Here is an 11712-nt window from a genome sequence, read left to right as displayed (position 1 = left end):
CGGAGGCGCGAAGCCTCCGAAGAGCGGCATCCGACTTGTCTCCGTGTGTTAGCCTTTGCAAACATAGTAACTTATAACGTATTATCTGTTGCTTTACAGCCTCATTTGCTCTGTTCTACATTGGATGTTAGATAGAGTGAGACTCCTAATAATATAAAATCTATTTAGCAGCAACATCAATTATTGTATTACCAGAAACTGTTAGAATAATTTCATCATTGTTATTTAGATGTCTAACTTTTGCAAATAGTTTGTTGGGAAGCAATACGCTATTACCTCTCAACAATACATAGCAAACACTAGGTAACTTTGACTTAATTATAGATTCCAACATTTCTTTCTTATCTGGATTTTCAAGTTTATGCTCAATAGCATTTACAAACTTAATGAGGTCAATCCTTACATAATTGAACGTTTTTGACTTGAAAAATTTATACAAATTATTATTGTCATCTTTTTCTTGTCTGATAATATCACATCTATGTTCCCCCTCATTTCTAACTTGTCTAAGAGTACCAATAGACCATTTCAAAGAACCTTCTTCTGGCAAGTAGGTATTGAAAAAAGCATTAAGTTTATGGGCAACAGGAATGCTGCCAACATTTTGTTCCTTCCCTGTTCTTCTAAATTTGAAGTCATTTTTTTCATTTTGGGTGCCATCCTCTATTTCTTTTAATAAGGCATCTATTTCTGGGAAGCTTGTATAATAAAAGTAATTTAGGATATTTTCAACTTGGTAAAAAGCATTTACACAGAAAACATAAAAACGATCTGCCTCTGGTTCTTTTAGATTCAAGGCAGCATTTTCCATTCTAAGGTTGTCTATTATAAGTTGGTCACGCAGCCTCTGTTTTCTAACAAAACTATATTTAAGACTTTCTTTTGCCCTTATTTCCAGAGCAGATCTAATTGCTGATATATCTTCTGTAATAGTAGAATTTATATTTACGACTGATGCAGAAACCGTATTTCCGAACAGTTTCTGCATAGTTTGATTAAACTCTGGATTTTGTTCTGCCAGTAGCTTTATCTTATTGACAGTAGCTATTAACTTCTCATCCATACTATGTACTTAATAATGAGTCTAAATCGTTATTTAGTTCGTCAATATCAACAGGCTTTAGGTTATAAACCGTCACTTTATTGACTAAATGTATAAGCCAGAATTGTTCTCCCTTTGGATTTCGACAATTGGAGATGGCCAGTTTCTCCTTTTGCATTTCGTCATTTTGAGAGACATCTTTGTTTATTGATACAACCTGTTTTACTCCATTAAACTCAAAGGTTGCATACCGCTTACCTTCTTCCTTATGAAAGATTGCAACTTCTGTATTTTTATCTTGCTCAAATTTAAGAAGCGGCACCGTTTCCATATAGGTGATACCATACGGATTCTTCTTGTCGCCCCCAGAATCTTTGGCAACAAGTTGCTGAAACTTTTCGAAAAGCCTTGCATATACGATGTCCGACTCTCCCTTTACCATTTTTAAATACATGAGTTTGCCATCAAGTACATTGGTCAAGTCAGGATTTCCTTTCTTGACATGACCTTTCTCTGCCTTGTACTTCGGCAGGAACTTTGCCATTGTAGCAGAATAGCCATATTTCTCCCAGATATATAGCAGACTCCTAATTTCTCGAACATACTTTTTAGTTACATTCAGTTTGTCGCTGACAATAATGCCTGTCACTTCTTGACGACTCCCTCTTTTCTGCAATCTCGTTTTTGTATCATTGATAGTAAAGCCTTGACTTCCGATTATTCGAGCTAATTCTTTCCTAAACTCACCCTTTTCAGCATACACATAGTGCATTGAGCTGAACGTAATGTCATCTGCATAACGGCTATAACGAAGACCAAAACGCCTTGCTAGCCCTGCCAATCTACGGTCAAGGGTATCACAAATCATGTTGGTGATAATTGGTGATGTTGGTGCACCTTGTGGCAATACATAAACGAATTCCTTATCTAAATCATGTGTCTGGGTTTCGTCTGCTTGTTCTCTTTTAACCCTCATGGAACATAATCCCGAAAGCAGAAGCGCAATCTCTGGGTTAAAGTAGAAAGGCTTCGCACCGAAACGCTTTAATACTCTACGCTGTTCTACACTTGGAAAGAAATCTTTCAGGTCAATATTGAAAACGTAGTTCTGCCCTTTATGTACAGAAGCATTTGTCACCACAGAGCGTTCCTCTGTAAATCCCATAGCATAGTCGGATGGAGAATACATTGCTTTCAGGATTTCATTCACGGTCTGTAACAGCATCATGAAACTCTGATTGCGTGGTGCTGTAATTTGACGGAAACCGCCTGATTTCTTCTTAATCTTAAACTGATGATAACGGTGGAATACATGATTGGGATTGCAATAGTACAAAAGATGCTTCATTGTAAACGGATAAAACTTATCAGTATCATAACCCAATTCACGTATCTCGTCTTGCTTGATACGGTTGAGCAATGCCAATAAATCTTCCCTTGTTGACATCTGTGAAGCTATTTGTGTAATTTGCGTTTTATCCATTTATCACTATTTTTATAATTAGAGGCGGACTCTGAGGTCTGGTACCGAAACATCTTTTCTTTATGTAATATAGAACATATAACATAGAAAAACTACATATAACAATAATAGTAAAAGTACAACGTACTACAGTGCAACACGTTAACGTACTAACATTGTTTATCTCCAAGATTCCGAGGAACAAGGAGACATCCGGTCAAATACGCCGGACGAATTTCAAAATACCGTTTCAGTTACCAAACTTGTCAAAGACCGCCTTGTTTTAATTTTCTGATGCAAAGGTACGAACTATTTGCGAAGCCAATATTCGTAGACCTTATAAAACCATAGATTTCATTCCAATTGATGCATTATATCTTCAAGCAAGTTATCCATAGCCATATAATTTTCTTCGTCTTGGTATAGTACAGAAGTGAATGTTTTGGGAAGAGCTGCATAGCCATTACATGCAGCCCACAGCATCATAGCATACTTCTTCTTTGTAAATTTCTTGTTCATCATATAGCGCTCAATTTGGTCAAACCCGAACGGTTTTAGGAAGAATGACATTACAGATTGTAGCACAGGCATATCGCCTGGAATGACAAATCCCGTGCATTGGTTATGCTTATACCTCCAGTAGTTCCTTAGACACTCCATTATCAACTTGCCCTTTTCTGACTCATAGGATGGACACGACTTAAATGCTATAGCCGACTTTTCTATCAAAGACAGAATGAACTGCTCCGAAATGGTTTCAAGAGTCTCTCTGCTGACAATGGTCTTTATCAGTACATTGAAATATTCTAATTCATCGTTATCTTCAGAAGCCTCCCTTAGCTCCAGCCCATATTCCTGAGTATATTCAATACAAGAAAAGTCGACAGCATTTAAAGATTTTCCTTGGTCAAACTTTTTTTGAAGATTGTTGGTAATGTCACTTATTCTAACAAAGAGGGCACTAAGCGTAGCATCGTATTGAGACTTACCGCTATTTGCGTTTTGTATTGACGTGTTTATTTCATCAAGCTTTCGAAGCAATGCCTTATAATCTTCATTGCTTTCCTCAAACTCCTTTAAAATAGCCTTCAGCTCTTGTTTGCGATTATACTTAGGAGTGTCTTTTTTGAAATATATTCTGGTTTTTCCACTTCTCTCGCCCAATCGCTTTTCTTCATCTTTAATCTGCTTCAGTTCCGCTTTAAGAATTGAGATATTGCTTGTTCTTTCTATCTCGCAGATTTCGTATTCGACGTCCTGCTTTTGATCTATAAGTCGTTCCTTGTTATCTACCTTGTATCTGCTAAGTTCTGCACAGCGTAGTGAGGCCAGATTTCTGACTTCAAGGAAAAGTTGTGTGAGAATATCGAAATAGTTCGTCTTTTCGTGAAGGACTTCGTTAAACGATTTCTTACATTCTTTGAGTTTGATAATGTATGCTTCTGGACGCTCTACCTCAGAATCGTTGACCATGATTTGTGTGTTCAGTCCAGCAAAAGAATTTTTTATGTCCTTAATCATAGACACCAATCTAAGGTCACTTGAATCAGAGGTTGTTAAGGCGCCGCGGGCATATCCGACAATAGCTCCCTTAATAATATTGAATTGGTTGTCATTTTTGACTAAAGTCTGTTGCTCAAATGAAAAACTTTCTCCAAGTCTCCGTAAGGTTGACGAAGCTTTTTTTTCTTTTACTTCCTTGATAAAGAAATCATCCTTGTATTTGTCTATGCATTTTACCTCAAAAAGGATTTGGGATTCAGCGACAAACGCATCCAGTAAAGCCTGACTGCCAAAACGAAAACTTACAGTCCCCTTCTTATAATATAAGGTTTTACTGTACACGAACATTGTTTTTAAGCCTTTGACAGGCTTGATTGATGAGGTGTCCAAGATAGTGTCATTGACAATAATTGAATAATCACCACCATTATCAACAGTAGAAAGGACTATGAATTTTATCTTGTCATTGGAATTGTTTATGAAACGACTGAGGTTATTACCAAAATTTCGCTTGTTGTAGAAAGCGAATGGAGAGAGGCTTTCTGTTACAAAAGACTCAAGTAAATTCCATGAATTTATGCTTATATAGTATTTCATCGCTTTGCTGTATAATCAAGTTCTGTAATAAACTCCTTACTTACATCATTCAGGTAAGGTGTACGTTTACCTGAATAAGAGATAACAAGGTTTCGGGAAGATCTCGTACATGCAACATAGAATGAATTGCGGTCTTTCGGGTTGGCAGCGTTTGCAAAAGGAACAAAAACATTGTCAAACTCCGAACCTTTTGCTGCATAATATGTCAGTATGCAAGGAAGATCATTGTTGGAAAAATCAAGGGTGTTTATGGTACGGAAAGGTACTACATTACCAGTCCTGTAGTGTACCTGTGTCTGCACACCATTATCATTGAGAAATTTGTTCACCTCCATTACGTCAGCCTCGGTGGGGACAAGGATAGCAACATCATCCAAATCCTCCATCTGAATTCTATTAAGAATGCCTTGGAGTTCTTCCTGACGACTACCAAACTTGGCTATAATAGGTTTCGGATAGTTGGGATAGTCACTATTGCCACCATCTTTCCGATTGTTGCTCATAAGATCAACATTAGATGACTGAATCTGCTGAGCCACCTTAGCTATTGATTTTGGAAGACGGTAGTTGTAATCGAGAGACAGTCTGTCATAGTCAAGTGCGATAGCAATGTCCTCTATCTTGCTACCATTTTTGTTCATCTGTTGGGCAGAATCACCAAAAAGAGAAAGGCTCTTGCCTACCTTTGGCTTAATTTTACTCTGATAATCAGTTATATTGAAGTCCTGTGCCTCGTCAACAATGAGGTAATCAATCTTCTCCTTAGTCTGTTTATACATGATTCCGCTCGGAATTAGTTCGTAGTTGTCCGTATCGGTAACGCTGAAGTCTGTGTCCATAGTCACCTCTTCAAACCAGCTCGTTCTTCTACCGAAAGCATGGTAGAACTTGCTGTCTACCCAATCTGCAAAGTCAACGCCATAAGTATCAGCTGTTCTGTCTACTCGTATAAATTTACGAACATCCATATCATTCACGAGGAAGAGCACATTTCTCATTATAATGCCAGCTTTGGGGTTCTTTTGACAATAGACATCACCGGTCAGGTCAAACCCACGGTGCGTCCATGCCCATTCGTATGCAATACGCTCTTTGTCAAGCCCAAGAGCTTCCATACCGTATGCTATCATACGTTTGAGTGCAATTGTAAAGATAAGGATTGCATACGATCCCTTGTTCTTCGCCTGTAATGCACGGTGTATGGCAAGATTTGTCTTGCCACTACCGGCAGCACCACGGACAGCAATGCTCTTGTCAATGTTTTGAACGATGATGTTCCTCTGGGAATCATCAAGATTTGATATAAACCACTTTTCTAAACGCATAATATTTTGTTTTAACGCTGCAAAGTTAACAACGGATCACAAACTCTATGTTCGTACACAAGAATATTCTTCTACCATGAGCGAGATACGCTTGAAAATCTCGTCCTTTATGGAAGATGGTTCAAGAACGATGAGTTCTTTTCCAAAGGAACATAGCTCCCTTATTAACTCGTAATTAGGTATACAGTCTATTGAAAAGATTCTTCCACTTCCTATATTGGGATACTTTTTCAAAAGAGTGTTTATGGCATTATTTCTCAGAGACTTTTGCGACTCATGAATGGGTTTTGTTATGATGTAGTCTTTTGAGTAATCACTTACCCAAAATATGATATGTTCCACTTCCCTATCTTCATATAATGTAACACCTACAATATCTTCAAAGCGTTCTGCAAGATCTTCCTCACAGGGGACAAATTTAACTTCAGGCAGAGGAGTCACCTTATCTATTCTGTCTAAAGCAAAATTCAAGATTTTCCTATCACTATTGGCAGCTCCTATAATATACCATCGATTATTATACTGCTTCAGCATATATGGATGGAATACTATCGTCTTCTTTCCTGTGTCAGAGAACGTATGATATTCTAGTTCAACAACCACTTCATTAGATGTGTTGTCGAATAGCACCCCCAACAGATTTGAATTTTGTAGATATGGATTATTGCTAAAACATATAACCTTGGTCCGCTCTTTAAGTCCAAGTCCAATTTTGAATCGTTCCAACCATTCAAAATGTGTTAACCCATCAAACTGACCGATGGTGTTTAGCACTTCAAGAATAAGGTTACTTTCCTCTTCTGACAATTCCTTCTTGAATATGGAAAACGAAGGGTCAGCATATCGAACACACCTTCTGCCGCTAACACGAAAACGTTCTATCTCTGCAAAGAAAGGGTCGTATTCCAGATAGTTGATGTCCTTCTCGATGCAACGCTGTGTAACTTCTGGCAAGCCTGATGTAATAAGTTTCTCATTGACCCTATCAGTAAGGTCATGAATGTCGAAGAAGTGATGTCTGTCGGACAACAATTCATCAAGATACTTATATCGCGTTAAAGCATTTTTATTTGTAGGCATATCTTATTTTTTTGCAAAGGTAGGCACTAATTGCGAACACAATGTTCGTGCAAAAGCCTTTTATTTCTGTGAAAGCAGATATTGTTTGTACTCTCTCACAAGTAGTTCTTTTATGTCAACTCCCAGCAAGTCCGCAATTTTAAGGAGGTTGCCGAGGTCTGGCTGTGATGAATTTGTACACCATTTGGAAACAGTTGTTGGGTTCACCCCCAATTGTTCTGCCAGCCACTTGTTAGTGCGCTTCTTCTCAACTAAAACAACCTTAATACGATTTATATCTTCCATATATACGTTTTTAATGCCACAAAATTAATGAAATATCTTCATTTTCTCTGCATGTTATCGTCTTTATCTGCAAAATAATGAGGATTTTTATGGATTTTGCCGATTTGAAATCATGAATATGATTAATTGGGGGAGTGTTATCCCGCCCCCTCGTAAAACACGAAAGTGGTTTGAACCTGGGCCACGGACAATCGACTATTGTATCTCATCGAAAGTCTCTGTCAGATACGACACGATTCTTCTTCCATGCTGCCACTTGGAACTTTTGGAGGTCTTGAAACGTTTCTGTTCATGATATATGAAGGAGTCAACCCTTTGGGCTGTATCATATTTGTATTCTCTTCTAGAGAAAGTGCATATAGCACGGATAAATACGGAAAAAGAAATGTGCGGTTCAAGATGATGAGAACGGATGAGTGCAGCCTTGATATATGCGGTTTCGTATTCGTGTTCCATATCATTGAGAGCCATCAGAAACGTCTCCTTCAATGCTTGTTTGTCATCGGCAATAAGAATGTCATCAATGCTTAGCTCTTCTTGCTGAAAGGTTCTGCATCCGTGTTTACCCTTCGTGTTGCCGAGGGTATTCTTCATGGCTTGCTTCAATTCTGCCTCTTCAATGTCCCTGATCTGTTTAGTCCATTCCGCCTTCTTGTCAAGTACATTCGTTACGCTTGTCTCCATAAGTTTCTCGATTACAGTCTTGGCACTCTCACGTATGTAGGAGATTTGTTTAGCACCCAGGCTGACCTTGCTCAATGCCATTGCGCTTCTTGGCAATCCGTGGTCATAGCAGATATAATACAATGTACACATCAGAAGGGGATTACTCCCAGCATGAATTTGGTCACGGAGTTTAACGAAAATCTCTGGTAACGCTTGTATAGCCGACAACATGATTCTCTTTGACAGAGTCGCAAGTTCATCAGCAGAGTGTCCCTTTCCAAAAGTGAATATTGCCATCTGAATAAAGGACGGCAATGACTCCCAAAACTCCTGAGCAGTTACATAAGGAACATAGATGTGTTCGTCATCTTCCTCACTAAGGGCCTCGTCCGATAAGCTAGATTCCCTTATCAGGAACCGCTCCGATTGGCCAGGGGTTTCTTTCTCCCCTACAGTTTCTGTGTACACACCAAATCTCAGATAGCACTTCAGTCCCATCAGCTCGTCAACGACTCGGCTGGCGGCGGTAGCACTTTCAACAGCAGACTGCACTCCTTTAGAATCTCGTGCAAGTAATTTGTTGCATTCGACAAGAACGGATGTCGGCACAAAACCTGCCGCCATCTTGAAGATACGTTCAAGACTGCTGAAATTATTGCGCTCAACTTTCATCATATCCAATGAGAAACGAGAGTATTCTTTTGGATGCTCCTGTTCCCATGAATACACACTATCCATTGCCTCTCTCATGGCATGCTTTTGAAAATCTTCAAAGGGTCTCAAGTGAAAAGTATGATTGTGAATAATACGATAACATGTTACTTATTTGCCAATAGTTTGAGAAGCATCTCTGTCTTCTGTTCCTCTGTCATATTCTTGACATCTTCCTCGGTCACCTTTGGCTGTAAGTCTAACAACTTGTTGTTGTACTCGAACATGTTTTCCAACGGATATTGGGCGATGTATCTTTTTGTAATGGTCTTGTCGATTGCATGCCCCATACTCTGTGAGATATACCTCTCCTCTACTTTGGCATGAGTTAAGTTCGTTCCGTAAGAATGTCTGCACCATGTTCCCGATGGACGGACTTTCCAATGCAAGACATCCTCGCAGATTTTGATGACACGGTCTTGCACATTTGAATTTTCCTGGGAGATACGCTTGCGCTTGTTGGCCTTATGTGTTGCACCCTGCAAAATATCTGGGAACACGAAACCATTGAGAATAGGTTCTGCCGCTATCTCATCAAGAATTTTCTGTAATGGTTCAATGATGGGGATTATTACTTCACCATCACCTTCTGTGCGATTTCTGGTCTTCACTCGTTTGAATTTGAACGCTTTCCTACCAGAATCGAAATAGAATTTTGAATACTTAAGCTCGGCTGCATCGGCCATATTGAAACCGTTACACAGGTATTGGACAAGAAATAATCCCAATGAGTAATGAGCTTTTTCTGCATAACCTTTCTTCCATTTGTCAGGATAGCGTTTCTCGATAAACACCCGATACAATTCTGTCATCTGCTGGACATTCAGGTAGTGGGTCCTTTCTTGTGTCGCCAACAGGTATTGTCACGAGCTTCTTTTTCTTGACATTCGAAAATGGATATTCTTGGTTGGTTAGATAGTCCCGTGACACGCATTCGTTCCAAACTGCGCGACAGTTTCGGAGATAGAGGCCTCTTGTTGCCTCTCTTATTTGACCGATTAACTCACCATTCTCGTTCAGCACACCATTCTGCATTCCATTACTCCAATACTCGATGTCTTCCTTCCCTACCTTAAAGCCTGTAATTGGCCTGTCCCAAAGAATCTTTTGGAAAGACTTCATGGCGCACTCGTATGACTCGGCAGTGGTGTATTGCTCTCCGTTGTTGTTGGTCCGAAAGAAATTAATCCTGTCCTGCCATACGCTTAAAAGGAGGCATCCTTGGAAGTGTCAACATCCGTGATGGCAGCCTTTATTTTATCGAGCGTCAGACTATTCCCTAGATGCTCAATCAGCTCCACTTGCGCCTCAAAGATGGCATCAAATTCCATTTTTTTTCATAGAGTTCTGAGCGGACAGCCTTGACGCTGAGATTACATACCTTCGCAAAATCTTCTTCCGTGAACTCTCCGGCCACGAAGTTGTATCACGACTTTCTGTCTATGGTATAACGCATTACGACGGAAAACGTGTTCTTGTCTTTCTTCGGATGACGCTTGTCAAGGATGAGCGCATAGGTGCAATTTCCGAATCGTGCGTTCTTGTAGGTTGTGTCTAATTTCTTTGCTATTTTTGGCCAATTGTCTGGAGGTCTCAACTTCACTTTATTCTCAATTTTGGGAAAACAAAGAGAAAATAAAGTCTCTCATTTTCTCCCTAAATCCCGTGTTTTCAGATGTTTTTCGGGAAAGCAATGGGAAAGCAGAGGCGTTTTGATACGGGGTTTTATAGGTATTATAAACAGCCACGGAGATAGTAACTATTTGGTAATCAGCCAAACTTCTGATATTAAAAAATCATAAAAAGATCATTCTGTCTTACTCATAATCTGGAGGTCCCTGGTTCAAGCCCAGAGAGGTCCACAAATAGGTTTCAAAAAGACATCAAGCAACACGTCATTTTAGCCTTTAAAACAAGGATAATCGCTGTAAAATCATGGTTTTACAGCGATTTTTATTTTTATCCATATCCGTTTGACTGCTAAACTGTACCTTTTGATAGTCATTATTCGGTCATTTTCTGCTACAGAAATAGCTACACAAAAACAGAATCTCAAAAAAATGTAGCAATGAATGGAAAATGACTATTAAATTGACAGCATGCAAAGTTTTCGTTTTCAAGAACTTATGCCGAACTTTGTAGCCAAAAAGCTACACTAAAATGATGCGTTTAGACAGAAGAAAAACAAGCGAAAGGAATGAATGCATTATCTGCTGCCGTATCACCTGCAACGGTGCGTCTGCTTCATTCTCAACAGGATTGCATACCTCTCCTGTTGATTGGCAATCAAAGATAGGACGTATAAAAGTGGCAGCTAACAGAGCGAATGCCGTCAATCATCAACTGAGCTCAATAGATAAACGACTTCACGCACTCTATGAACTCGCGTTAAGAGAAGAGAACTACATCACGGCAGAATATCTTAAGGAGCAGTTCCTGCATCAAGGCAAACCTACCCCAACACTCATAGAGCTTTACCAAGCTGTCTGCGAAAGTAAGGAGGTATTGCAGGGCAAGACTATAGGAAAGGCTACCGTCAGGGCTTTTAGGGACAGCAGGAAGAGCTTTATTCAATTTCTGAAAACAAGTGGGAATGAGGATTGTCTCTCCGCTATTTCTTTCTCCTTTGCCGATTGTTTGGCTATAAGCCTGTCCATATCCTCCGAAATCTTGTTGTCCGTCACCTGCGCATAAACTTGAGTGCTTGATACGGAGGCATGCCCCATCATCTTGGCTATGCTCTCAATGGGAATACCTGCGCTTAGGCTCATTGTGCCGAATGTATGTCTTGCCATGTGGAAGGAAAGTCTTTGGCGGATACCGCAAGCCTTTCCCACGATGCTCAGTTTGGTATCCATGACACTACGGCTGCAATTACGGTGAAAGACAAGGTGGTCATCTTTTTGTTTCACCGTCTGCCGTTCCTCGCTTCTTTCCTGCTCTTTCCGACAATAGTTGATGATAGCTTCCGCTATGGGATGTAACGGCACGATGAACTCAACCTTGGTCTTCTGACGTTCCTTTCTTATATACATCTGTCC

12 protein-coding genes and 1 pseudogene are annotated in these 11712 nt (G+C 39.7%); 1 reads left to right on the top strand and 12 read right to left on the bottom strand.

Annotation, left to right across the window (positions count from 1 at the left end; all coding sequences use genetic code 11):
• Positions 1-160 precede the first annotated feature (160 nt).
• The 11 genes from DEM91_RS10790 to DEM91_RS10745 form a co-directional block, all read right to left on the bottom strand.
• Positions 161-1063: a hypothetical protein gene (locus DEM91_RS10790; RefSeq protein WP_195253866.1), complete on the bottom strand. Its 903-nt coding sequence runs from the start codon at positions 1061-1063 to the stop codon at positions 161-163.
• A gap of 1 nt (position 1064) precedes the next feature.
• The gene (locus DEM91_RS10785; RefSeq protein WP_036895092.1) at positions 1065-2525 is read right to left on the bottom strand and encodes a reverse transcriptase domain-containing protein; all 1461 of its coding nucleotides are present in this window, start codon (positions 2523-2525) and stop codon (positions 1065-1067) included.
• Positions 2526-2858: 333 nt separating this feature from the next.
• On the bottom strand, positions 2859-4604 hold the full coding sequence (locus DEM91_RS10780; protein WP_195253867.1) for a lantibiotic ABC transporter: 1746 nt from the start codon (positions 4602-4604) through the stop codon (positions 2859-2861).
• Positions 4601-5929, bottom strand: a complete 1329-nt coding sequence (locus DEM91_RS10775; protein ID WP_060940338.1) for a 3'-5' exonuclease — start codon at positions 5927-5929, stop codon at positions 4601-4603. The genes DEM91_RS10780 and DEM91_RS10775 overlap by 4 nt, the downstream gene beginning before the upstream one ends.
• 45 nt (positions 5930-5974) lie before the next feature.
• Positions 5975-7009: a helix-turn-helix transcriptional regulator gene (locus DEM91_RS10770; protein ID WP_195253868.1), complete on the bottom strand. Its 1035-nt coding sequence runs from the start codon at positions 7007-7009 to the stop codon at positions 5975-5977.
• 60 nt (positions 7010-7069) lie between these two features.
• Positions 7070-7294: a helix-turn-helix transcriptional regulator gene (locus tag DEM91_RS10765; protein WP_008123932.1), complete on the bottom strand. Its 225-nt coding sequence runs from the start codon at positions 7292-7294 to the stop codon at positions 7070-7072.
• 195 nt (positions 7295-7489) lie between these two features.
• Positions 7490-8710: a hypothetical protein gene (locus tag DEM91_RS10760; RefSeq protein WP_229039398.1), complete on the bottom strand. Its 1221-nt coding sequence runs from the start codon at positions 8708-8710 to the stop codon at positions 7490-7492.
• 68 nt (positions 8711-8778) lie between these two features.
• Entirely contained in the window at positions 8779-9483 is a 705-nt protein-coding gene (locus tag DEM91_RS10755) for a hypothetical protein (protein WP_195253869.1), read from the bottom strand.
• Entirely contained in the window at positions 9440-9793 is a 354-nt protein-coding gene (locus tag DEM91_RS10750; protein ID WP_195253870.1) for a hypothetical protein, read from the bottom strand. Before DEM91_RS10750 ends, DEM91_RS10755 begins: the two co-directional genes overlap by 44 nt.
• Before the next feature lie 83 nt (positions 9794-9876).
• The gene (locus DEM91_RS12590; RefSeq protein ID WP_262893461.1) at positions 9877-10002 is read right to left on the bottom strand and encodes a hypothetical protein; all 126 of its coding nucleotides are present in this window, start codon (positions 10000-10002) and stop codon (positions 9877-9879) included.
• 95 nt (positions 10003-10097) lie between these two features.
• Complete coding sequence (locus DEM91_RS10745; RefSeq protein WP_195253871.1) at positions 10098-10274, bottom strand: hypothetical protein; 177 nt, start codon at positions 10272-10274, stop codon at positions 10098-10100.
• 557 nt (positions 10275-10831) lie between these two features.
• Between DEM91_RS10745 and DEM91_RS10740 the strand changes: the two are divergent.
• Positions 10832-11278 (top strand): annotated as a pseudogene (locus DEM91_RS10740) (Arm DNA-binding domain-containing protein); the annotation flags it as partial.
• On the opposite strand, the gene DEM91_RS10735 reads toward DEM91_RS10740, so the two are convergent.
• The coding region (locus DEM91_RS10735; RefSeq protein ID WP_249858922.1) for a site-specific integrase at positions 11242-11712 on the bottom strand (471 nt) is incomplete at its 5' end. The pseudogene DEM91_RS10740 and the gene DEM91_RS10735 overlap by 37 nt on opposite strands.

The sequence above is a fragment of the Prevotella sp. TCVGH genome (assembly GCF_023522295.1).
GTDB lineage: Bacteria > Bacteroidota > Bacteroidia > Bacteroidales > Bacteroidaceae > Prevotella > Prevotella timonensis.
The sequence above is the reverse complement of the archived record's forward strand: the minus strand, read 5'-3'. Positions and strand labels throughout refer to the sequence as shown.

Coding starts and splice junctions, on each gene's coding strand:
- DEM91_RS10790 (WP_195253866.1), bottom strand. CDS start 1,063: ATGGATGAGAAGTTAATAGCTACTGTCAATAAGATAAAGCTACTGGCA.
- DEM91_RS10785 (WP_036895092.1), bottom strand. CDS start 2,525: ATGGATAAAACGCAAATTACACAAATAGCTTCACAGATGTCAACAAGG.
- DEM91_RS10780 (WP_195253867.1), bottom strand. CDS start 4,604: ATGAAATACTATATAAGCATAAATTCATGGAATTTACTTGAGTCTTTT.
- DEM91_RS10775 (WP_060940338.1), bottom strand. CDS start 5,929: ATGCGTTTAGAAAAGTGGTTTATATCAAATCTTGATGATTCCCAGAGG.
- DEM91_RS10770 (WP_195253868.1), bottom strand. CDS start 7,009: ATGCCTACAAATAAAAATGCTTTAACGCGATATAAGTATCTTGATGAA.
- DEM91_RS10765 (WP_008123932.1), bottom strand. CDS start 7,294: ATGGAAGATATAAATCGTATTAAGGTTGTTTTAGTTGAGAAGAAGCGC.
- DEM91_RS10760 (WP_229039398.1), bottom strand. CDS start 8,710: ATGAGAGAGGCAATGGATAGTGTGTATTCATGGGAACAGGAGCATCCA.
- DEM91_RS10755 (WP_195253869.1), bottom strand. CDS start 9,483: ATGACAGAATTGTATCGGGTGTTTATCGAGAAACGCTATCCTGACAAA.
- DEM91_RS10750 (WP_195253870.1), bottom strand. CDS start 9,793: ATGAAGTCTTTCCAAAAGATTCTTTGGGACAGGCCAATTACAGGCTTT.
- DEM91_RS12590 (WP_262893461.1), bottom strand. CDS start 10,002: ATGGAATTTGATGCCATCTTTGAGGCGCAAGTGGAGCTGATTGAGCAT.